17 protein-coding genes are annotated in these 21,952 nt (G+C 66.7%); 15 read left to right on the forward strand and 2 right to left on the reverse strand.

Annotation, left to right across the window (positions count from 1 at the left end; genetic code table 11):
- The first annotated feature begins 8 nt into the window (after positions 1-8).
- The 13 genes from rplK to ACOQPQ_RS10190 all read left to right on the forward strand — a co-directional run bounded on the left by rplK (position 9) and on the right by ACOQPQ_RS10190 (position 16,936).
- On the forward strand, positions 9-434 hold the full coding sequence (gene rplK, locus ACOQPQ_RS10130) for a 50S ribosomal protein L11 (RefSeq protein WP_420639316.1): 426 nt from the start codon (positions 9-11) through the stop codon (positions 432-434).
- A gap of 86 nt (positions 435-520) precedes the next feature.
- Positions 521-1,222: a 50S ribosomal protein L1 gene (gene rplA / locus ACOQPQ_RS10135; protein ID WP_420639317.1), complete on the forward strand. Its 702-nt coding sequence runs from the start codon at positions 521-523 to the stop codon at positions 1,220-1,222.
- 202 nt (positions 1,223-1,424) lie between these two features.
- Complete coding sequence (rplJ, locus tag ACOQPQ_RS10140; protein ID WP_420639318.1) at positions 1,425-2,003, forward strand: 50S ribosomal protein L10; 579 nt, start codon at positions 1,425-1,427, stop codon at positions 2,001-2,003.
- Between the two features lie 84 nt (positions 2,004-2,087).
- Entirely contained in the window at positions 2,088-2,480 is a 393-nt protein-coding gene (gene rplL, locus ACOQPQ_RS10145) for a 50S ribosomal protein L7/L12 (RefSeq protein WP_420639319.1), read from the forward strand.
- Positions 2,481-2,689: 209 nt separating this feature from the next.
- A complete protein-coding gene (locus ACOQPQ_RS10150; RefSeq protein ID WP_420639320.1) occupies positions 2,690-6,274 on the forward strand; it encodes a DNA-directed RNA polymerase subunit beta in 3,585 nt (1,194 codons plus the stop codon).
- On the forward strand, positions 6,275-10,201 hold the full coding sequence (locus ACOQPQ_RS10155) for a DNA-directed RNA polymerase subunit beta' (RefSeq protein WP_420639321.1): 3,927 nt from the start codon (positions 6,275-6,277) through the stop codon (positions 10,199-10,201).
- A 65-nt stretch (positions 10,202-10,266) separates the two neighbouring features.
- The gene (gene rpsL, locus ACOQPQ_RS10160) at positions 10,267-10,638 is read left to right on the forward strand and encodes a 30S ribosomal protein S12 (RefSeq protein WP_420639322.1); all 372 of its coding nucleotides are present in this window, start codon (positions 10,267-10,269) and stop codon (positions 10,636-10,638) included.
- Positions 10,639-10,640: 2 nt separating this feature from the next.
- On the forward strand, positions 10,641-11,111 hold the full coding sequence (rpsG, locus tag ACOQPQ_RS10165; RefSeq protein ID WP_420639323.1) for a 30S ribosomal protein S7: 471 nt from the start codon (positions 10,641-10,643) through the stop codon (positions 11,109-11,111).
- Positions 11,112-11,135: 24 nt separating this feature from the next.
- Positions 11,136-13,214 carry an elongation factor G gene (gene fusA / locus ACOQPQ_RS10170; RefSeq protein WP_420639324.1) on the forward strand — a complete coding sequence of 693 codons (2,079 nt, stop codon included), beginning with the start codon at positions 11,136-11,138 and terminating at the stop codon, positions 13,212-13,214.
- Between the two features lie 37 nt (positions 13,215-13,251).
- Positions 13,252-14,442 (forward strand): elongation factor Tu, encoded by a 1,191-nt coding sequence (gene tuf / locus ACOQPQ_RS10175; RefSeq protein ID WP_420639325.1) that lies wholly within the window; start codon positions 13,252-13,254, stop codon positions 14,440-14,442.
- 5 nt (positions 14,443-14,447) lie between these two features.
- Complete coding sequence (rpsJ, locus tag ACOQPQ_RS10180) at positions 14,448-14,768, forward strand: 30S ribosomal protein S10 (protein WP_419845036.1); 321 nt, start codon at positions 14,448-14,450, stop codon at positions 14,766-14,768.
- Positions 14,769-14,873: 105 nt separating this feature from the next.
- Positions 14,874-16,043 (forward strand): phosphoserine phosphatase SerB, encoded by a 1,170-nt coding sequence (serB, locus tag ACOQPQ_RS10185; RefSeq protein WP_420639326.1) that lies wholly within the window; start codon positions 14,874-14,876, stop codon positions 16,041-16,043.
- Between the two features lie 11 nt (positions 16,044-16,054).
- Complete coding sequence (locus ACOQPQ_RS10190; protein WP_420639327.1) at positions 16,055-16,936, forward strand: HpcH/HpaI aldolase/citrate lyase family protein; 882 nt, start codon at positions 16,055-16,057, stop codon at positions 16,934-16,936.
- Here the strand turns inward: ACOQPQ_RS10190 and ACOQPQ_RS10195 are convergent.
- Entirely contained in the window at positions 16,929-19,355 is a 2,427-nt protein-coding gene (locus ACOQPQ_RS10195) for a hypothetical protein (RefSeq protein WP_420639328.1), read from the reverse strand. The two genes, ACOQPQ_RS10190 and ACOQPQ_RS10195, sit on opposite strands and share 8 nt — an antisense overlap.
- A 225-nt stretch (positions 19,356-19,580) precedes the next feature.
- Between ACOQPQ_RS10195 and ACOQPQ_RS10200 the strand changes: the two genes are divergently transcribed.
- The gene (locus tag ACOQPQ_RS10200; protein WP_420639329.1) at positions 19,581-19,976 is read left to right on the forward strand and encodes a hypothetical protein; all 396 of its coding nucleotides are present in this window, start codon (positions 19,581-19,583) and stop codon (positions 19,974-19,976) included.
- Positions 19,977-20,010: 34 nt separating this feature from the next.
- Positions 20,011-20,511: a thiol peroxidase gene (gene tpx / locus ACOQPQ_RS10205; protein ID WP_420639330.1), complete on the forward strand. Its 501-nt coding sequence runs from the start codon at positions 20,011-20,013 to the stop codon at positions 20,509-20,511.
- 64 nt (positions 20,512-20,575) lie between these two features.
- Here the strand turns inward: tpx and ACOQPQ_RS10210 are convergent, their stop codons facing one another.
- Positions 20,576-21,829 carry an AI-2E family transporter gene (locus ACOQPQ_RS10210; protein ID WP_420639331.1) on the reverse strand — a complete coding sequence of 418 codons (1,254 nt, stop codon included), beginning with the start codon at positions 21,827-21,829 and terminating at the stop codon, positions 20,576-20,578.
- Between the last annotated feature and the right edge of the window lie 123 nt (positions 21,830-21,952).

Below are 21,952 nucleotides of genomic sequence, written 5' to 3' on the forward strand. Positions count from 1 at the left end.
GGAAGGTCATGGCTCCGAAGAAAGTCGCCACCGTCATCAAGATCCAGATTCCCGCGGGTCAAGCCACCCCCGCCCCCCCGGTGGGTACCGCGCTGGGACCCCACGGCGTGGCCATCATGGACTTCTGCCGGGACTACAACGCCAAGACCGAGGACAAGCGGGGCCAGATCATCCCGGTCGAGATCACCATCTTCGAGGACCGCACGTTCTCGTTCATCACCAAGACCCCGCCCACCTCATTTCTGATTCGGGAGGCGGCCGGCCTGGAGAAGGGATCCATGGAACCGGGCCGCGAGGTGGTGGGCGCCATCACCGAGGCCCAGTGCGGTGACATCGCCAAGATCAAGATGCCCGACCTCAACACCGACGACCTCGAGCAGGCCAAGCTTCAGGTGGCCGGCACCGCCCGCAGCATGGGGATCCGGGTGGAGTAGTCGAGCACGCGACCGACCCCACAGTCTCACCAACCACCCGCCAGGACGACCTCGCCTGACGGGCCGATACCACGGAGGGAGCCACCATGGCGAAAAAGGGCAAGCAATTCCGAGACGCCGCCCAGCGCTACGACAAGCAACAACCACAAACCGCCACCGCGGGGGTTGAGTTGGTGAAGAGCCTGGCGTCGGCCAAGTTCGACGAGACCCTGGAGCTGGCTGCCCGGCTCGGGGTCGACCCCCGCAAGGCCGACCAGATGATCCGGGGCACGGTCTCGCTGCCGTCCGGTACCGGCACCGACGTTCGGGTGGCGGTCTTCGCTCAGGGGGAGGCAGCCACCCAGGCGGGAGAGGCCGGGGCCGACGTCGTGGGAGCCGATGACCTCGCCGAGCAGGTGCAGGCGGGCAAGATGGACTTCGACGTGGCCATTGCCACCCCGGACATGATGCCGGTGGTGGGAAAGCTCGGGAAGATCCTGGGCCCTCGAGGCCTCATGCCCAACCCCAAGACCGGCACGGTGACCCCGGATGTGGCCAAGGCGGTGGGTGAGTTCAAGAGCGGCAAGGTGGAGTACCGCACCGACCGACAGGGCAACGTCCACGTGCCGGTGGGCAAGGTCAGCTTCGAGGCCGACGCCCTGGTGGCCAACATCCGAGCCGTCATGGAGGAGTTGAACCGGGCCAAGCCCGCCGCCCTCAAGGGCCGCTACATCCGCAAAGTCACCATCTCCTCCACCATGGGCCCGGGCGTGCGGTTGGATCCCGCCGACTTGGGGGCCACCACCTGAGCTGGTAGCTTTTGGCGCTCACAACTGATCGATTTGCCGCAGACATCAGGCGCAGCACGCCCGCTGCTTAATCCGCCGGCACGCTGACCAACCAGGACAGCACCGCCGGCCGGCCTGACGAGGTGAACCTCCCGGAATCATGGGGCGTTCGCATGTCAGCGGCGCCCCATTGCTGCGTCTTGCGAAAGGTCCGGCGATCCCCATGGACAATCCCCGTCCCGAAAAAGTAGCCGTCGTCGACGAGATTCGCGAGCGCATCGCCGCCACCGAGGCGGTGGTGATCACCGACTACCGGGGTCTCGACGTGCCGTCCCTGGCCGACCTCCGCCGCCAACTCCGCACCGCCGGTGGCGAGTACAAGGTGTACAAGAACACCCTGACCCGCTTTGCCGCCCGCGAACTCGACCTGGACCTCGACAGCGTCCTGGTAGGTCCGACCGCGTTGGCGTTCGTGGGCACCCGTGAGGACGGCACCCCCGGCGACGCGGTGTCGCTGGCCAAGGCGCTGTGCCAGTACGCCGACGACTCCCGGTTCCTGACCATCAAGGGAGGCGTGATCGACGGCCAGGTGATCTCGGCCGACGATGTCAGCGCCCTGTCCAAGCTCGGAACCCGAAGCGAGCTGCTGTCCGAGATTGTCGGCTTGCTGGAAGCCCCCATGACGGAGATGGCCGGTCTCCTGGAGGCCCCCCTGGTGGAGACGGCCGGCCTGCTCGACGCCTCCCTGGTGGAGATGGCCGGCCTGCTCGAATCCCTGAGCGAAAAGAGTGCCGCCGCCTGAGACCGTGCCCAGGGCCCCGGCCGAACCCCGGCCGACGGCCCCGACCAACGACCGACAAACCGACAAAAGGAATGAGGAAAAGAAATGTCCAAGGTTGACGAAATTCTGGACTCCATCGGGTCCATGACCGTGCTTGAGCTGTCCGAGCTCAAGGAAGCGTTCAAGGAACGCTTCAACGTGGAGGCCGCCGCTCCGGCCGCCGCCATGCCCATGATGATGGCCGCACCCGGTGCCGACGGCGGTGGCGACGCCGCCGCCGAGGAGCAGAGCGAGTTCGACGTGGTGCTGACCAGCGCGGGCGACAAGAAGATCCAGGTCATCAAAGAGGTGCGCTCCCTCACCAACCTGGGCCTCAAGGACGCCAAGGAACTGGTGGACAACGCCCCCAAGCCCGTGCTGGAGAAGGCCTCCAAGGAGGACGCCGAGAAGGCCAAGGAGCTCATCGAGGCCGCCGGGGGAGCCGTCGAGCTGCAGTAGCTCACCGGCGATTCTCCGTCCCGCGGGCCCAGCTTGTCATTGGTGCCCGCACCGCGTATCATTCCCGGATACGCGCTCGCTTGTCTCCCTGGCCACGCCTCTTCTTTTGTCGCGGCCGCGTGTACGGGATTCCGCCCTCCCGTTGACGTGCAAGAGTACAGGCAGCTCACCGGCGTTGCCCGTCCACCACATCATCTCAGGAGCTCACCTTGGCCCCCCGCTCGGCGACCCGCGACCGCTACTCCTTCGGAAACCTGGAGGAGGTGCTCCCCCTGCCCGATCTCATCGCGGTGCAGAAGGACTCCTTCCAGTGGTTCATCCAACACGGCCTGGCTGATGCCTTTCGCGACATCAGCCCCATCAAGGACTTCTCGGAGACCCTGCAGCTCGAACTGGAGTTCGACCCCGACGACGAAGACCTGAACCCCGGCCCCCGCTGGGGCACGTCGGTGGAGCAGTGCAAAGAGAAGGACATGACCTACTCGGCACCCATCCTGGTGCAGGCTCGGTTCTCCAACCGCAACACCGGCGAGATCATCGAGCAGGTGGTGTTCCTCGGCGACTTCCCGGTGATGACCGACAAGGGCACGTTCATCGTCAACGGCACCGAGCGTGTGGTGGTGTCGCAGCTCGTGCGTTCCCCCGGCGTGATCTTCCAGCCGGGTGAGCGGTTCCGGCTCCGCAATCTGAGCAAGCACCAGCTCGTCACCGGCACCATTCACCCCTACCGGGGCGAGTGGATCGAGTTCGACGTGGAGCACAAGCCGGGCCGCAACCCCACCGCCGGCGCCAGGGTGGCCCGCAAGCGGCGCATGAGCCTGTTCACCCTGCTGAGGGCGTTGGGCTACGACGAGGAGAACGCCCCGGGCTTTCTGGACCGGTTCGTGGCCCACTTCGACTTCCTGGCCGACCAGTGGGAGAGCGACAAGCACCTGCACACCACCCAGGACGAAGCCCTGCTGGAGATCTACAAGCGGGCCCGGCCCGGTGAACCGCAGTCGGTGGAGGCCGCCCGCAACTACTTCCGCAACTCATTCTTCGAGAGCCGCCGGTACGACCTGTCCCGGGTGGGCCGCTACAAGCTGGATCGCAAGCTGGGACCGGAACTGGACCGCATCGAAGAGCTCTTCGGCATCACCCTGGAGCGTCCCGAGCCCGACCAGCCGGTGCTCACCCCCGCCGAGGTGCTGGCCACCTGCACCTACCTGCTGCACCTGGTGAAGTTCGAGCCGGGCTACCGCCTCGACGACCAGGACCACTTTGCCAACCGCCGCATCCGGTCGGTGGGCGAGCTGATCCAGAACCAGGTCCGCATCGGCTTGTCCCGCATGGAGCGGGTGGTGCGCGAGCGCATGACCACCCAGGACGTGGAGGCCATCACCCCCACCTCGCTCATCAACAACCGGCCGGTGGCCGCGGCCATCAAGGAGTTCTTCGGCACCAGCCAGCTCTCCCAGTTCATGGACCAGGTGAACCCCCTGTCGGGGCTCACCCACCGCCGCCGCCTGTCCGCGTTGGGTCCGGGCGGGCTGTCCCGGGAACGGGCCGGCTTCGAGGTGCGCGACGTGCACTTCTCCCACTACGGCCGCATGTGCCCCATCGAGACCCCGGAGGGCCCCAACATCGGCCTGATCGGCGCGTTGGCCTCCTACGGGAGGGTGAACCAGTTCGGCTTCATCGAGTCGCCCTACCGCCGGGTGAAGGACGGCCACGTCACCGACGACATCATCTGGCTGGCCGCCGATGACGAGGAGGAGTACGTGGTCGCCCAGGCCAACGCCCCCCTCGACCCCGAGAACCGGTTCGTCAACGACCGGGTGCTGGTGCGGCGCTCCCCGCAGGCCGCCACCATGAAGGGACTGCAGGCCCAGTTGGAACAAGAGGTGTTCTTCGGGGCCACCACCGAGATCTCCTCGGTACCCCCCGACGAGGTCCAGCTCATGGACGTCTCCCCCAAGCAGATCGTCTCGGTGGCCACCGCACTCATCCCCTTCTTGGAGCACGACGACGCCAACCGCGCCCTGATGGGAGCCAACATGCAGCGACAGGCGGTGCCGCTGGTTCGACCCGAGGCCCCGTACGTGGGCACGGGCATCGAGGGCAAAGCCGCCCGGGACGCGGCCGACATGATCATCGCCGAGGAGGCCGGCACCGTCACCGACGTGGCCGGCAACAGCATCACCGTCGATTACCAGAACGCCGGCACGACCACCTACAAGCTGATGAAGTTCGAGCGGTCCAACCAGGACACCTGCATCAACCAGAAGCCGCTGGTGCAGGTGAACCAGAAGTTCCGCAAGGGCGACATCTTGGCCGACGGCCCGTCCACCGACCACGGCGAGATGGCCCTGGGCAAGAACCTGCTGGTGGCCTTCATGGCCTGGGAGGGCTACAACTACGAGGACGCCATCATCTTGAGCGACCGGCTGGTGCGCGACGACGTACTCACTTCCATTCACATTCACGAACACGAGATCGACGCCCGCGACACCAAGCTCGGCCCCGAGGAGATCACCCGGGACATTCCCAATCTCTCCGAGGAGATCCTGGCCGACCTCGACGAGGACGGGATCATCCGCCCCGGCGCCGAAGTCGGACCGGGCGATGTGCTGGTGGGCAAGGTCACCCCCAAGGGCGAGACCGAGCTGACCCCCGAGGAGCGTCTGCTGCGGGCCATCTTCGGCGAGAAAGCCCGCGAGGTGCGCGACACCAGCCTCAAGGTGCCCCACGGCGAGAACGGGAAGGTCATCGACGTCAAGAAGTTCAACCGCTTCGCCGGCGACGAGCTGCCCCCCGGGGTCAATCAGCTCGTCCGGGTGTACGTGGCCCAGAAGCGCAAAATCTCGGTCGGCGACAAGCTGGCCGGGCGCCACGGCAACAAGGGCGTCATCTCCCGGATCCTCCCCATGGAGGACATGCCCCATCTGGCCGACGGCACCCCGGTGGACATCATCTTGAACCCGCTGGGGGTGCCTTCCCGCATGAACGTGGGGCAGGTGCTGGAGGCCCACCTGGGCTACGCCGCCCGCTGGGGCTGGGACATGAACGGCGCGGCCGGTCGTGAGCCCGAACGGGGTCAGGATCGCAAGACCCGCCCCACCACCGAAGCGGCCACCCTGGTGGCCACCCCGGTGTTCGACGGAGCCCATTGGGACGAGGCCGGACACTCCGGTCAGCACCCCACCATCCAGCAACTCCTGGCCAACCTCCGGCCGGAAACCGACGACGGGGAGCGCCTGATCGGCGAGGACGGCAAGACCGTGCTCTACAACGGCCGCACCGGCGAGCCCTACGACAACCGGATCATGGTCGGCTACATGTACATCCTGAAGCTGGCCCACCTGGTGGACGACAAGATCCACGCCCGCTCCACCGGCCCCTACTCGATGATCACTCAGCAGCCCCTGGGCGGCAAGGCCCAGTTCGGGGGCCAGCGGTTCGGGGAGATGGAAGTGTGGGCCCTGGAGGCCTACGGCGCGGCCTACTGCCTGCAGGAGCTGCTCACCATCAAGTCCGACGACGTGATCGGCCGGGTGCGGGTGTACGAGGCCATTGTCAAGGGCGACAACATCCCCGAACCGGGCATTCCCGAGAGCTTCAAGGTGCTCATCAAGGAAATGCAGGCCCTGTGCCTGAACGTGGAGGTGCGGGACACCGCCGGACAGCAGGTGGAGATCACCGAGCTGGACGACGACGCCTTCCGCACCTCCGAGGAGTTGGGCATCGACATCTCCCGCCCCGAACGGGGATCCGACGAAGAAGACGAGCGCCGTGTCATGGGGAGGACCTTCTAGATGTTGGACGTCAACGCATTCGACCAGCTCTCCATCGGGCTGGCCACCGCCGACGCCATTCGCACGTGGTCCAACGGCGAGGTCAAAAAGCCCGAGACCATCAACTACCGCACCCTGCGGCCCGAGAAGGACGGCTTGTTCTGCGAGAAGATCTTCGGTCCCACCAAGGACTGGGAGTGCTACTGCGGCAAGTACAAGCGCATTCGCTTCAAGGGCATCATCTGCGAGCGCTGCGGGGTGGAGGTCACCCGCTCCAAGGTGCGTCGGGATCGCATGGGCCACATCGAGCTGGCCGCTCCCGCGGTCCACATCTGGTATCTGCGGGGCACGCGCTCGTGGCTGGCCTACCTGCTCATGGGCACCGAGCCCAAGGAGGAGCTGAAGGCCAAGCAACTCGAAAAGGTCATCTACTTCGCCGCCAACCTGGTCACCGAGGTGGACGAGGAGGAGCGCCACCGGCGGCTTCCCGAGCTCGAGCGGGAGATGCGCGAAGAGATCGAGGCCGTCCGAGACGAGCACCAGGACAAGCGCGAGGAACGCCTGGCCGAACTGGAAGCGGAGTTGGCCGAGTTGGAGTCGGTCGACGCCCGGGACCTGGACAAGCGGCAGAAAGCCGCGGAAAAGGACCTGTTGGCCCTGGACGAGCACTACGACAATGAAGTCGACCTCGTCGAGCGCACCTTCGAGGAGTTCGCCGCCTTGTTCCCCCGCAAGATCGTGGAGGACGAGGAACTCTGGCGTGAGATGGAGGAACGCTACGGCGACCTGTTCGACGGGGGCATGGGGGCGGCGGTCATCGCCACCCTCATCGACAGCGTCGACCTCGACGAGGAGGAGCGCAAGCTCCGTGAGCAGCTCGATCCCCCCGAGGGACAGAAGCGGCTCTCCCAACAGCGGGAGCAGAAGGCCATCAAGCGGCTGAAGATCGTTTCGGCCTTCAACCGCCGCGATCAGCACGGTCGCCGGATCAATGACCCTCGGGCCATGATCCTCGACTCCGTGCCGGTCATTCCCCCCGAGCTCCGCCCGATGGTGCAGCTCGACGGCGGACGGTTCGCCACCTCGGATCTCAACGACCTGTACCGCCGGGTGATCAACCGCAACAACCGCCTCAAGCGGCTGCTCGACCTGGGTGCCCCCGAGATCATCATCAACAACGAGAAGCGGATGCTGCAGGAAGCGGTGGACGCCCTGTTCGACAATGGTCGACGGGGCCGTCCGGTGACCGGGCCCGGCAACCGGCCGCTCAAGTCGCTGTCCGACATGCTCAAGGGCAAGCAAGGGCGGTTCCGCCAGAACCTGTTGGGCAAGCGGGTGGACTACTCGGGCCGGTCGGTCATCGTGGTGGGCCCCACCCTCAAGCTGCACCAGTGCGGTCTGCCCAAGCTCATGGCCCTGGAGCTGTTCAAGCCCTTCGTGATGAAGAAGCTGGTCGAAGAAGACCTGGCCCAGAACATCAAGTCGGCCAAGCGGATGGTGGAGCGGCGCCGTCCCCAGGTGTGGGACGTGCTCGACGAGGTCATCCAGGAGCACCCGGTGCTGCTGAACCGCGCCCCGACCCTGCACCGTCTGGGGATCCAGGCTTTCGAGCCGGTCCTGGTGGAGGGAAAGGCCATCCAGATCCACCCGTTGGTATGTACCGCCTTCAACGCCGACTTCGACGGCGACCAGATGGCGGTCCATCTGCCGTTGTCCGCCCAGGCCCAGGCCGAGGCCCGGGTGCTCATGCTGTCGTCCAACAACGTGCTGAGCCCGGCCCACGGCCGGCCCCTGGTGACCCCCGGTCAGGACATGATCATCGGGGCCTACTACCTCACCGAAGAGGTGGACGGCGCCCCCGGTGAGGGGCGGGTGTTCCGCCACCAGCACCAGATCGAGCGGGCCTTCGAGGCCGGAGAGGTGGGGCTCCACGCCCGCATCGAGTACCGCATCCCCGAGCTGTTGAACACCCCGGCCAACGGTGACGCCGCCACCTACCACCCGACCACGGTGGGACGGGTGCTGTTCAACAGCGCCCTGCCCGACGACTTCCCCTACGTGAACCGGGTGGCCACCAAGCGCGACATCACCACCATCGTGGACAAGCTGGCCCAGCAGTACTCCAAGCAGGTAGTGGCCCGAAGCCTGGACGCCCTCAAGAACCTGAGCTTCCAGTTCGCCAGCCAGTCCGGTCTCACCGTCTCGGTGGACGACATCAAGGTCCCACCCGACAAGCAGAGCATCCTGGACCGCTACGAGAAGGAGGCCGACAAGGTCGAGAACCAGTTCCGTCGCGGCATCATCACCGATGGTGAGCGCCGGCAAAAGGAAGTGGAGATCTGGACCGAGGCCACCGAGATGGTGCGCCAGCGCATGGAAGCGGTGCTCACATCGGAGAAGTTCAACCCCATCGACATGATGGTGGGCTCCGGCGCCCGGGGGAACATGATGCAGGTCCGCCAGATCGCGGGCATGCGCGGCCTGGTGGCCAATCCCCGCGGCGACATGATTCCCCGCCCCATCAAGAGCAACTTCCGCGAGGGACTGGCGATGCTGGAGTACTTCATCGCCACCCCCGGCGCTCGCAAGGGGCTGGTGGACACCGCCCTGCGCACCGCCGACTCGGGCTATCTCACCCGCCGTCTGGTGGACGTGGCCCAAGAGGTGATCATCAACGAGCGGGATCCATTCGAGTCGGGCGGCCCGGTTCGGGGCATCTGGATCGAGGACGTGGTGCCCGACGAGGCGGGCAAGCGCTCCTACCTGGAGACCCGCCTGTTCGGCCGCACCCTGGCCGACGATGTCGCCCTCGGTGACGGCACCGTGCTGGCCCGCGGCTCCATCGTGGGCGACGAGGAAATGGCCCGGCTGCGGGACGACACCACCGTGACCCGGGTGCGGGTGATGTCCCCGCTCACCGACGACTCGGAGGTGGGCATCAGCCGGGCCTCCTACGGTCTGTCGCTGGCCACCGGTCAGGCCATCGAGGTGGGCGAAGCGGTGGGCGTGATCGCCGCCCAGTCCATCGGCGAACCGGGCACCCAGCTCACCATGCGCACCTTCCACACCGGGGGTGTGGCGGGCAAGGACATCGCCGGGGGTCTGCCCCGGGTGGTGGAGTTGTTCGAGGCCCGCACCCCCAAGGGCAAGGCCGAACTCACCCGCATCTCGGGGGTGGTCCGCATCGACGAGGAGGACGGCAAGGCCAGCCGCTTGACCGTGGTGGGCGACGACGGGGCCGAATGGTCCGTGGTCATCGACCCGGCCTGGAAGCTGGCGGTCACCGACGGCCAGGACGTGGCCGCCGGCGATGCGGTGGCCCAGGCCGACGGCCCCCGCGATCCCAAGGAACTCCTGGAGATTCGCGGGGTCCGGGAAACCCAGCAGTACCTGGTGGACGAGGTGCAGCGGGTGTACCGGGACCAAGGGGTGTCCATCCACGACAAGCACATCGAGCTGATCGTGCGCCAGATGACCCGGCGGGTGGCCATCCAGGAGCCGGGAGACTCCGACTTCCTGCCCGGTGAACGGGTTGATTCCCAGATGTTCACCAACGTCAACCGGTCCCTGGCCCAGGAGGGCAAGCGTCCCGCCGAGGGTCGGCCCGAGCTGATGGGGATCACCAAGGCGTCACTGGCCACCGATTCCTGGTTGTCGGCGGCGTCGTTCCAGGAGACCACTCGGGTGCTCACCGAGGCGGCCATCGAGTCCCGCCGGGACGGGCTCATCGGCCTCAAGGAGAACATCATCATCGGCAAGCTGATTCCCGCCGGAACCGGCCTGGAGATGTACCGGGAGATCGCCACCAGCGCTCCCGACTACACCCCGATGGAGTACTACACCTCCGCCGACGAGGACGTGCAACTGGCCGAACAGTTCGCCCAGTGGGCCGCGCCCGCGGAGTCCGCCGACGCCGACGTGTTGCCGATCGGAACCCTGGGGGCGTAGACTTTCCCCCGGTGCGCGGCTTTGCTGCGCCCAAAATCTCGTTTCCACCATCCCGAGGAAGTGTTGTGCCCACGATTCAGCAGTTGGTGCGCAAGGGTCGCCAGTCAAAGTTCCGCAAGGAGAAGACGCCGGCTCTGAAGGGCGCGCCCCAACGTCGAGGGGTCTGTACTCGGGTGTACACCACCACCCCGAAAAAGCCGAACTCGGCGCTGCGGCGGGTGGCCCGGGTTCGCCTCACCAGCGGCATGGAGGTCACCGCCTACATACCCGGTGAGGGCCACAACCTCCAGGAGCACTCCATCGTGCTGGTTCGGGGCGGACGGGTGCGCGATCTGCCGGGGGTGCGCTACAAGATCATCCGGGGCACCCTCGACACGTCGGGGGTGACCGACCGTCGCCAGGCCCGCAGCCGCTACGGCGCCAAGAAGGAGAGCTGATCGTGCCTCGCAAGGGCCCCGCCGGTCGACGCGACCTGCCCACCGACCCGGTGTACGACTCGTTGCTGGTCACCCAGTTCGTGAACAAGATCCTGCAGCGGGGCAAGCGCTCCACCGCGGAGCGAATCGTGTACGGCGCCCTCGACATCGTCGAGGAGAAGACCAGCGCCGAGCCGCTCGGCACCCTCAAGCGAGCCGTCGACAACGTCCGCCCCCAACTGGAGGTCCGCAGCCGGCGAGTCGGCGGGGCCACCTATCAGGTTCCCGTGGATGTTCGCCCTCGACGGGCCAACACCCTGGCCATCCGCTGGATCGTCAACCACGCCCGCGAACGGCGCGAGCGCACCATGATCGATCGGCTGGCCAACGAAATCCTGGATGCCTCCAATGGCCTGGGTGCGTCGGTGAAACGACGCGACGACTTGCACAAGATGGCTGAGTCGAATCGGGCCTTCGCCCATTACCGCTGGTAAGCGGTCCAACCCCCCTTGAGCATCATGCCTCGTCACCCGCTGGAAAAGACCCGCAACATTGGCATCATGGCCCACATCGACGCGGGCAAAACCACCTGTACGGAACGCATCCTCTACTACACCGGCAAGGCCTACAAGCTGGGCGAAGTCCACGACGGGGCCGCCACCATGGACTGGATGGAGCAGGAGCAGGAGCGGGGCATCACCATCACCTCGGCGGCCACCACCGCGGAGTGGGCCGGTCATCGCATCAACATCATCGACACGCCGGGCCACGTGGACTTCACCATGGAGGTGGAACGCTCCCTGCGGGTGCTCGACGGGGCGGTGGCCCTGTTCGACGGGGTGGCCGGGGTGGAACCCCAGTCGGAGACGGTTTGGCGACAGGCCAACAAGTACCACGTTCCCCGGATCTGCTTCGTCAACAAGCTCGACCGCACAGGGGCCAACTTCGAGCGGGCCGTGCTGACCATCACCGAGCGCCTGCGGGCCAACACCGCGGTGGTGCAGTTGCCCATCGGCATCGAAGCCGACCTGCTCGGCGTGGTGGACCTGGTGGAAATGCAGGCCCTGGTGTGGCGGGGCGACGACCTGGGCGCCACCTGGGAAGTGACCGAGATCCCCGACGACCTCAAGGACAAGGCCGAGGAGAGCCGCCTCGCCCTCATCGACCAGCTCACCCAGTTCGACGAGCACCTGCTGGAGAAGTACGTCGAGGACGAGGACTCCATCACCCCCGCCGACCTGCGGGCCTCGTTGCGCACCTGCACCCTCTCGCTGGACGTGGTGCCCGTGCTGTGCGGATCGGCCTTCAAGAACAAGGGGGTGCAACCCCTGTTGGACGCCATCATCGACTACCTCCCCTCCCCGCTGGACATCCCCCCGGTGAAGGGCTTCCACAAGGGGGAGGAGTGCGAGCGGCCCGCCGACGACGAGGCCCCGTTCAGCGCGCTGGCCTTCAAGATCATGAGCGACCCCCATGTGGGCAAGCTCACCTACTTCCGGGTGTACAGCGGGAAGTTGCAAAAGGGCAGCCAGGTGGTCAACCCCCGCACCGGCCGCAAGGAGCGGATCGGACGGATCCTGGAGATGCACGCCAACGACCGGGAGGATCTCGACCTCGTCCACGCGGGCGACATCGTGGCCGGAATCGGCCTGAAGGACGTCCGCACCGGCGACACCCTCGCCCAGATCGACCACCCGCTCGAGCTGGAGCAGATGGACTTCCCTGATCCGGTGATCCAGGTGGCCGTGGAACCCCGAACCAAGGCCGACCAGGACAAGCTGGGCCGGGCCATGGCCGCCCTGGCCGAGGAAGACCCCACCTTCCAGGTCCGCACCGACGAGGAAACCGCGCAGACCCTCATCGCGGGCATGGGCGAGTTGCACCTGGAGGTGCTGGTCGAGCGGATGCTGCGGGAGTTCCACGTGGACGCCTCGGTGGGCAAGCCGCAGGTGGCCTACCGGGAGACCATCTCCGCGCCGGTGGGCAAGTTCACCTACACCCACAAGAAGCAGACCGGCGGCTCCGGCCAGTACGCCGAGATCACCTTCGACCTGGAGCCCAACGCCCCCGGCAAGGGCTACGAGTTCGCCAGCGAGGTCACCGGCGGGCGCATCCCCCGGGAGTACATCCCCGCGGTGGACAACGGCATGAAGGACGCCATGACCACCGGCCCGCTGGCCGGTTTCCCCGTGGTCGACCTCAAGGTGACGCTCACCGACGGCCGCCACCACGACGTGGACTCCTCCGACATGGCCTTCAAGATCGCAGCCACCGCCGCCTTTCGCCAGGCCGCCCGCAGGGCCAAGCCCATCCTGTTGGAGCCCATCATGGCCGTGGACGTGGTGACCCCCGAGGAGTACATGGGCGATGTCATCGGCGACCTGAACACCCGGCGGGGCAAGATCGACAGCATGGAGCAGCGGGGCCGGGAACAAATTGTCAAGGCCCATGTGCCACTTTCGGAAATGTTCGGGTACGCTACCGAACTCCGCTCGCGGACTCAGGGCCGCGCCACGCACACCATGCAGTTCGACACCTACCGGCAGGCGCCGGCCAAGGTGCAAGAGGAGATCGTCGCCCGGATTCGGGGCGAGTAGACAGGGGCAACCAACCACCCTCGGAGGTTGAAAGACAATGGCAAAGGAAACATTCGAGCGCACCAAGCCGCACTTGAACGTGGGCACGATGGGACACATCGACCACGGCAAGACGACGCTGACCGCGGCCATCACCAAGGTGCTGTCCGAGGCCGATCCTTCCACCACCCAGTTCACCGAGTTCGACAACATCGACAAGGCGCCCGAGGAGCGGGAGCGGGGCATCACCATCAACGTGGCCCACGTGGAGTACGAGACCTCCAACCGCCACTACGCCCACGTCGACATGCCCGGCCACGCCGATTACATCAAGAACATGATCACCGGTGCCGCCCAGGTGGACGGGGCGATCCTGGTGGTGTCGGCCGCCGACGGTCCCATGCCCCAGACCAGGGAGCACGTGCTGTTGGCCCGCCAGGTCGGGGTGCCCGCCATCGTGGTGGCCCTCAACAAGGTCGACATGGTCGACGACGAGGAGTTGCTGGAGCTGGTGGAGCTCGAGGTTCGGGAGCTGCTCAGCGAGTACGACTTCCCCGGCGACGACATCCCGGTCATGCCCGTATCGGCCCTCAAGGCCCTCGACGGCGACGCCGATGCCGCCCAGCAGGTGCTGGATCTGATGGAGCAGGTGGACAGCTACATCGCCGAACCCGAGCGTGACGTGGACAAGCCGTTCCTGATGCCCATCGAGGATGTGTTCTCCATCACCGGGCGGGGCACGGTGGTCACCGGCCGGGTGGAGCAGGGCATCGTCAACACCGGCGACAAGGTGGAGATCGTCGGCATCCGGGAGACGGCCGAGACGGTCTGCACCGGCGTGGAGATGTTCCGCAAGCTGCTCGACGAGGGCCGCGCCGGCGACAACATCGGCGCGCTGCTGCGGGGTACCGACAAGGACGAGGTGCAGCGGGGCCAGGTGTTGTCCAAGCCCGGTTCCATCACCCCTCACACCCAGTTCGAGGCCCAGGTGTACGTGCTGACCAAGGACGAGGGCGGTCGCCACAAGCCGTTCTTCAGCAACTACCGGCCCCAGTTCTACTTCCGGACCACCGACGTCACCGGCACCATCGCCCTGCCCGACGGCACCGAGATGTGCATGCCCGGTGACAACACCGAGATGGTGGTGGACCTGATTGCCCCCATCGCCATGGACGAGGGGTTGCGCTTCGCCATCCGCGAGGGCGGACGGACCGTGGGCGCGGGCACCGTCACCAAGATCATCAAGTAGCCCGCATGGCCGCAGGACAGAAAATCCGCATTCGGCTGAAGGCCTACGATCACGAGATCATCGACCAATCCACCAAGAAGATCGTGGAGACGGTCAAGCGCACCCAGGCCGATCTGCGGGGACCGGTCCCGCTGCCCACCGAGAAGCACCGGTTCACCGTGATCCGGTCGCCCCACAAGGACAAGGACAGCCGCGAGCACTTCGAGATCCGGATCCACAAGCGTCTGCTCGACATCGTGGATCCCGGCCCCAAGACCGTGGACTCCCTGCAGCGGTTGGACCTGCCCGCGGGCGTCGACATCGAGATCAAGCTCCAGCACGGCTGAGGACCGTTCGAGACGGCAGGCCAACTTCGGGCAAGCCGTGACTCCTCGGGTCATCTCCACTGGCCGTCAACGAGAGGCCGAGCACCGAACGATCCCGGGCGGGCCGTGACGCCACAGGTCATCCTGCTCCGGGTCTCCGGGCCCGACCGACCGGGGCTGTTCGCGGCGTTGCTCAACGTGCTCACCGCAGGGGGTGCCCGGATCCAGGACGTGGAGCAGGTGGTCATCCGCCGCCAGCTCACGCTGGGCATCGTCATGGAAGTACCGCCCGGCCAGGACCTGCTCAAGGACCTGCTGCTGTTCGGCTGGGAGCAACGGGTGACGGTGGAGTTCGACGTGGTCGACCCCACGCCCACGGCCCACGCCGCCGCCCACGCGGTGACCGTGCTGGGCCGGGAGTTGACCCCGGCCATGTTGGCCGCCACCGCCGCAGCCATCGCCGAGGGCGAGGGGAACATCAATCGCATCGTGCGCTTGTCGCGCTATCCCATCTACAGCTACGAGCTGCTGGTGGAGGGCGGTGACGACGAGGCCATCCGCCGGAACCTGCTGTCGGTGGCCGCGGCCAACCCCGACTTCGACGTGGCCATTCAGCGGGAAGGCCTGGCCCGGCGAGCCAAGCGGGTGGCCCTGCTCGACGTGGACTCCACCCTCATCCAAGACGAGATGATCGACCTGCTGGCCGCCGAGGCCGGGTGCTCGGAGGTGTGCCGGAACCTCACCGAGCAGGCCATGCGGGGGGAGATCGACTTCGAGACCGCCCTGCAGGACCGGGTTCGGCTGCTGGCCGGTTTGGACGAGGCCGCGTTGGAGCGGGTGTGGAACCAGGTCACCCTCACCCCCGGCGCCCGCACCTTTGTGGCCACCCTGCAGCGGTTGGGCTTTGCCATTGCCATCGTCAGCGGCGGCTTCACCCGATTCTGCAACCGGCTGCAGCAGGACTTCGGGCTCGACTACGCCTACGCCAACACCCTGGAGATGGCCGACGGCCGGCTCACCGGCAACCTGGAGGGTCCCATCGTGGACCGGGAACGCAAGGCCGAGATCCTCCTCGAGGTGGCTGCCGCCGAGGGGGTGTCCCCCGAGCAGGTGGTGGCCGTGGGCGACGGCGCCAACGACATCGACATGCTCACCGCCGCCGGTCTGGGTATCGCCTTCAACGCCAAGCCCAAGGTTCGACAGGCGGTGGACACCGCGGTGAGCGTCCCTTACTTGGACGCCGTGTTGTTCCTCCTCGGCGTCAGCCGCGAAGAGGTCGAGGCCGAGGGAATCTGAGCAGCATCGCCATGACCGCAGACCAGCCCGCCCCGCCGCCCCCGATTCGCAGCCTGTTGTTCGTTCCGGCCAACCGAGCCGACCGAATGCACAAGGCGCTGGCCACCGAGGCCGACGGGGTGGTCTTCGACCTGGAGAGCGCCATCCCCCGCGGGGCCGCCGAAGAGGCCCGGGCCAACGTCCGCCACGCCCTGGACAGCCATACCCCCGAGCAACCGGCGGTCTTCGTGCGGGTGTGCGCGGTGGGAACCGACGACTTCACCCCCGACGTGGAGGCCTGCCGCCATCGGTCGCTCACCGCGTTGATGCTGCCCCAGGTCGCCGAGCCGGCCGAGGTGGCAACCGCGTCATCCGCCCTGGACGGCACCGACGCGTGGCTCATGCCGCTGGTGGAGACCGCCTCGGCCGTGCGCCAGGCCTACGAACTGGCCACCGCGTCGGACCGGGTGGCCTACATGGGCGGCGCCACCGGCCGCCACGGTGATCTGGGCCGCTCGGTGGGCTTCCAGTGGACCCCCGAGGGGACCGAGACCCTCTACCTGCGTCAGAAGGTGCTCATCGACGTGCGGGCCGCGGGGGTGGCCAACCCCCTATCGGGCCTGTGGGGCACGGTGGACGATCTCGACGGGCTGGCCCGGTTCGCCACCCAGACCCGCCAACTGGGCTACGAGGGCATGATGGCCATCCACCCCAGCCATCTGGCCATCATCAACACCACGTTTTCCCCCACCCCCGCCGAGATCGACGGCTGGCACCGCCTCATCGCCGCCGCCGAAGAAGCGGAGGCCCAAGGCATCGGCGCCTTCCGCTACGAGGGCCGCCTCATCGACCACGCCCACGTCCTCACCGCCCGGCAATCCCTCACCCGCGCCACCCACCTCGGCCTCACCTAACCCCCACCCAGCCTTCGAGACTTTGGGGGCGGGTGCTTTTGCCGCCGTGGACGGAGGGTTCTGCGCACCATTGCCAGCGGAGGGTGGCCAGCGGGTCCAGGATCGTTTCGGGGAAGTCGAGTGCGCCGCACAGCACCGACTCGTCCAGGGCTTGGCGGACTTCGTCGCGGTAGGCCTCGTTGGCCGGCAGCATGGCCCGCTCCTCGAACTCATCGAACACCGCGGCCAGCGCCTGCCGCTGCCCAGCGGCAACCGCTCGCAGATCCAGAACCGGGATTGCCCCCATGGTGGTCACGGTGAGATTGGCCCGGCCCTTCTGCTGGCGATTCGATGCGTACCAACGACCCAACAAGCCCAGGGTGCTGTTCAGCCACACACACAGCGCCTTCTCCCACTCTTCAACATCCGCCTCGTCGTCCGGGGTCGGACTGAACGAGGGCCAGGCCCGCCCCCCGATAACCGGAGTCGGAGTCAAGCAAGCTCCCGTGGCCTGCGCGTTGACCTGGAAGTCGGCGTTGAGGTGCAGACGAGTGGCCCCGGCCGCGTCGCTGGTCACACCCCTTGACCTTCCTTCCCACATCTCGACGGCAGATTCCCTCATGCCGGCGCGTAGTACCCCTTCGGAGCAGGGCAAGACACGCATCGACGTCTCCGCCCGGTGGTCGTGCGACCAAAGAATGGGCCAGGATGCCTGCCGATAGGCCGACCGGTCAGCTAGTCGCCGGACGTCGAAGGGTCCACGACTCTCATCGCGATCGGAGATGTCACGATGCACGGGGCCCCGAATGCCCAGTCGGTGCAACTGGGTCACCGGAAGGGTGACCTTCCGATGACGAGGCAACAGCAATCGGCCCTCGGCCAATTCACTTGCCGCGGCGGCTACTTCGAGTCTCGATATCCCGATCGGTTGGCCCTTCATCTCGCTGCCGAGGGACGCAATGACGCTCAGGCCGGCTGTCTCGCCTCCCACCATCAGCATCCCTGGCCGCTGGGACTGGCTTCGAATCTGCCGAGCAGCCTCAATCCCAGAAACTGGCGAGGCCGGCCGCTCATGCAGGATCACATATTCGATGTCCAACTCGACTCCGGGAACCGACCCGTCATTCTTCGTGGCCACCACCATCACCTCAGCCATGCCGGTGTCGGCGGAGAAGGCCCGGCCCTCGGAGGCGTCTTCTCCGTGTTCGGAAATGGAGACGATGACGATGTCCCGATAGTGGGCGGCCAAGAGAGCTCGCGCCCCGCTCCAGGCCGTGCCCGTCACCAGGGAAGCAGGAACAATCAGGGCCAGCACACCGCCAGGCCTGAGCTTGGCGTGAGCCAGGTCGATGAAGTTCGAGGCGATACCGGCATTGCCGTGACTGGCCTTGAGACCGCTGATCCGCGAGATACCCACCCTGAGTGCGTCCGACATGGCCCTTTGCTCCTTCGGATCCGTCCCTAGGCCGGCAAAGGCGGGATTGGGTACCTCAGCGTGGCCGCCCTCGTGGTTGGTGGGACGGGTGAACGGAGGATTCATGATGACAACGTCCAGCGACTCAGACGGAATGTCGGCCACCGCCAGTTGCTCCTCTCCTTCGGCGGTCACCGCCATCGTCCCGTCTCCCCACAGGGCCGCACGTTTATCGGAATGGAGCAGGTCCAACGCGCCGATGCGATACCCCTCGACGCCCCGGTTGTCGGCATGTTTCCCGTAGGGCATCAGCCACGTCTTGGTGTTGGCGTAGTCGATGTCCGGGCGCTCGCCCGACAGCCGGGCGGCGGTCAAGTGGACGGCTGCCCCCATGATGTCGCAGCCGATCATCACCTCCTCGATGAGTCCCCGATGAATATCGGCATCGTCGCCCCCCTCGATCCGGTGGCGTTCGACGACGCGGCGGTACATCTCGGTCAACAGGGCCCCTGTGCCGCAGGCCATGTCCCCAATCCGCAAGTCGGTCACCGCCTTCGGTTCCGACCAGTCGACCTCCAAGCGGTCCACGGCCAGCTCGGCCAACAACGCGGCCGAGGCCGGACGGGTGTAGAAGGTGGCGAGAAACTTGCGGTCCCCGATCAACTCGCCGAAAAGACGGCCTACGAGGCCCGAGGCACCGGGATGTTCGACGATGTCGGCTGCCGTGCGGCTCAGGATTTCCAGGGCCTGTTTCGACGCCCTGGCTCCGGAATTGGCCAGGAGCAAACGCCGGCTCACCTCGAAAATGGGCCAGTAGTTCATGTCGAGAATCTCACGCCAGACTTCCAGGACCCGAAGTTGATTGAAACGGTTGTCGGACATCATCTGGATAGGGGTGGGAATGTGAGGGTGATGTTGGGCAATGTGGAACTGAAACAGCACCGCGTTGAACATGATGGCCATGGCCATTCGGTTGGTCTGCGCGCCCGGCTCCTGCGACAGCACCTCGCCAAAAGCGTCGGCCACCCCGACCGGTTGGGTGGCCACGGATGCCGCGGCATCCAGCCTCATCCGTAGCAATTCAGCCAAGGAGCTGACATCGGCCCCTTCGGCTCCGGCTCGGTCGATGGATGCAGCCAGGTCGGTGATCTTGCCCTCCAGCCAACCGGACGCCGGAAAGCGGACGGGTTCCTGGTCGCCGTTGACCGACCACATCGCCCACTGGAAGGTGATCTCCAAGAATGCACCGCCGTGCAGTTCCTCATCGGAGAAATCGTTCAACCGTTGTGGGCTCCTCATTCCCACCACCACCCGGACCGGACGGTCATCCGCCGCCCAGCGGGCACCGAAGTGGCCCAGGCACTGCTGTTCGAGCACCGCGGGCGCAACGGTCTCGTACTTGTTCTCCACGAGGACCCGCTCGCGGCTCGGAGCGTCGACCACGATGTCGGGCTGCTTGGACGAGGCCGCCAGTTGGCCGCCCCGTTCAGCCTCAACCGTGTACTGCGCCAGACAGCGGCCCAAGGCCACGGCGATGGCCGCGTTCAGGGCCTTCTCATCTCGATGGGCTTTCTCGTGTCGAGGGCCAGTAGGAGACATGGTCAGATTCTAGAGACCGGTGGTGACAGCTTTGGGTGGGCTCAATAGGGGCTCGGGGGTACTGAGGTGCTACAAAGCGTCCATGGCTCAGATCACGTTCCGGGATGCACCCGTCAACACCAGTGGAGACCTGCCGGCGATGGGTGCCGCCGCGCCCTCCTTCACGCTGACCGGGGGCGATCTCTCCCCGGTCACCTCGGAGGGGCTGGCCGGTCGCACCGTGGTGCTCAACATATTCCCCAGCGTCGACACCGGGGTGTGCGCCGCCAGCGTGCGCACCTTCAACGAGCGGGCGGCGGGCCTGGACAACACCACGGTGGTGTGCGCCTCCTTGGACCTGCCCTTTGCCGGGGCCCGATTCTGCGGCGCCGAGGGCCTGGAGAACGTGACCGTCGGCTCCCTGTTCCGCAACCGGGAGTTCCTGGACGACTACGGGGTGGAGATGGTCGACGGCCCCCTGGCCGGACTGACCGCCCGGGCCGTGGTGGTCATCGCCCCCGACGGCACGGTGGCCCACTCCCAATTGGTGCCCGAGATCACCTCGGAACCCGACTACGACGCCGCCCTGGCCGCCTGCTCGTAATCGCTGCGGCCGAGCCGTTCGGCCAACCCAACCCCGTCGGCTGCCCCCTCCAACGATCAGCCCCCTACGACGTCCCGTCATCCGCGGAGGCGTCGGCGTCTCGGCGGAACACGTGGCGCAGACGCTGTCCGATGGGTTGACGGGGCGGGTGCTGGGCCGCCTCGGCGTCGGTGAGTTCTTGCACCACGTCGCCCCGTTCGAGATAGCTGGACAGAAACGCCTGAGCGGTGGCCGCCGCGGGCAGGGCCAGCACCGCCCCCACCGCCCCGAGCAGCAAGCTCCCGGCGATCACAGAGCCGAACGCCACCGTCACGTGGATCTCCATGGTGTGGGCCGTCACCTTGGGTTGGAGCAGGTAGTTCTCCACCTGCTGGTACACCGCGATGGCCACCAACACGCCCAGCCCGGTGGACGGCTCGTCCAGGAGGCCGATCAGCACCGGCAGCGCCCCGGCCACGTAGGTGCCGATCACCGGCACGAACTGCGACACCAGACCGACCCACAGGGCCAGCGGCGCTGGGAACGGCACCCCGATCAGGGTGAACACCAGCCAGTGCACCAGGAATGACGCCACCGCCAGGATGAGCCGGCTGTAGATGTACCCACCGGTCTTGCTGATGGCCAGATTCCAGATGCTCAGCACCTGGCGCTGGTGCTGGGGGGTGAGCAACGAGCAGATGTTGCGCCGCAGCTTGGGCCCCTCGGCCACCAGGTAGAACGTGAACAGCCCAACCGTCAGGATCTGGAACAGCACTTGCAGCACGGTGGCTCCCAAGCTGACCAGGTTGTCGGCCAGCCGGGTGGCCAGATTGGTGGCCGCTCCTCCCTCCTGAAACTCGGCCAGCAGCTCCTGGGCGTCCACCTCGATGTCGAAGGTGCCCTCCAGCCAGTCCTCCACGTCCTGGATGTAGCCGGGGGCATCGTCCACGAATTGCTCGATCTGGTCGGCCAGCACCGCCCCGATGGCCCACAGGAACAGGGCCACCGCGGCCAGCAGGCCCAAGAACATGATCCCTGTTCCCAGGCCCCGCCGGATGCCCATGCGCTCCATGCGGTTCACCGGCGGCTCCAGGGCAAACGACATGAAGAACGACACCAACACGATCACCAAGAGCGACTTGAGTTGGTCAACCAGCCACCCCAGCACATACAGGGCCCCCAGGGCGGCCACGCCGGTGAGAATGGCCCGGAACAGCCACGGCGGCAGCTTTGCCGATGAGGTGGACGAACCCTCGGGGGGCATCGATGAGCCGTCAGGAGGCGTGGGTGTCGATCCGCCGCCCGGCTCGGGGTCCGACGCCTCGTCCACGATTTTCACGCTACCCACCCTCAACCGGGGGAACGGGGATTTGCCATCGGCCCGATCTTCGAAGAGTCGATCTGCTCGTCGTCGGGAATTTGGTCGATCCCCTGGAGCCCGCTATCCTCTTCCTTCTGTGCC

The organism is Candidatus Poriferisocius sp., from assembly GCF_965219775.1.
Classification (GTDB): domain Bacteria; phylum Actinomycetota; class Acidimicrobiia; order Acidimicrobiales; family Bin134; genus Poriferisocius.

What these genes read in the sequence shown, in the direction of transcription:
- rplK (WP_420639316.1), top strand. Translation starts at nt 9, where the DNA reads ATGGCTCCGAAGAAAGTCGCCACCGTCATCAAGATCCAGATTCCCGCG.
- rplA (WP_420639317.1), top strand. Translation starts at nt 521, where the DNA reads ATGGCGAAAAAGGGCAAGCAATTCCGAGACGCCGCCCAGCGCTACGAC.
- rplJ (WP_420639318.1), top strand. Translation starts at nt 1,425, where the DNA reads ATGGACAATCCCCGTCCCGAAAAAGTAGCCGTCGTCGACGAGATTCGC.
- rplL (WP_420639319.1), top strand. Translation starts at nt 2,088, where the DNA reads ATGTCCAAGGTTGACGAAATTCTGGACTCCATCGGGTCCATGACCGTG.
- ACOQPQ_RS10155 (WP_420639321.1), top strand. Translation starts at nt 6,275, where the DNA reads ATGTTGGACGTCAACGCATTCGACCAGCTCTCCATCGGGCTGGCCACC.
- fusA (WP_420639324.1), top strand. Translation starts at nt 11,136, where the DNA reads ATGCCTCGTCACCCGCTGGAAAAGACCCGCAACATTGGCATCATGGCC.
- tuf (WP_420639325.1), top strand. Translation starts at nt 13,252, where the DNA reads ATGGCAAAGGAAACATTCGAGCGCACCAAGCCGCACTTGAACGTGGGC.
- rpsJ (WP_419845036.1), top strand. Translation starts at nt 14,448, where the DNA reads ATGGCCGCAGGACAGAAAATCCGCATTCGGCTGAAGGCCTACGATCAC.
- ACOQPQ_RS10190 (WP_420639327.1), top strand. Translation starts at nt 16,055, where the DNA reads ATGACCGCAGACCAGCCCGCCCCGCCGCCCCCGATTCGCAGCCTGTTG.
- tpx (WP_420639330.1), top strand. Translation starts at nt 20,011, where the DNA reads ATGGCTCAGATCACGTTCCGGGATGCACCCGTCAACACCAGTGGAGAC.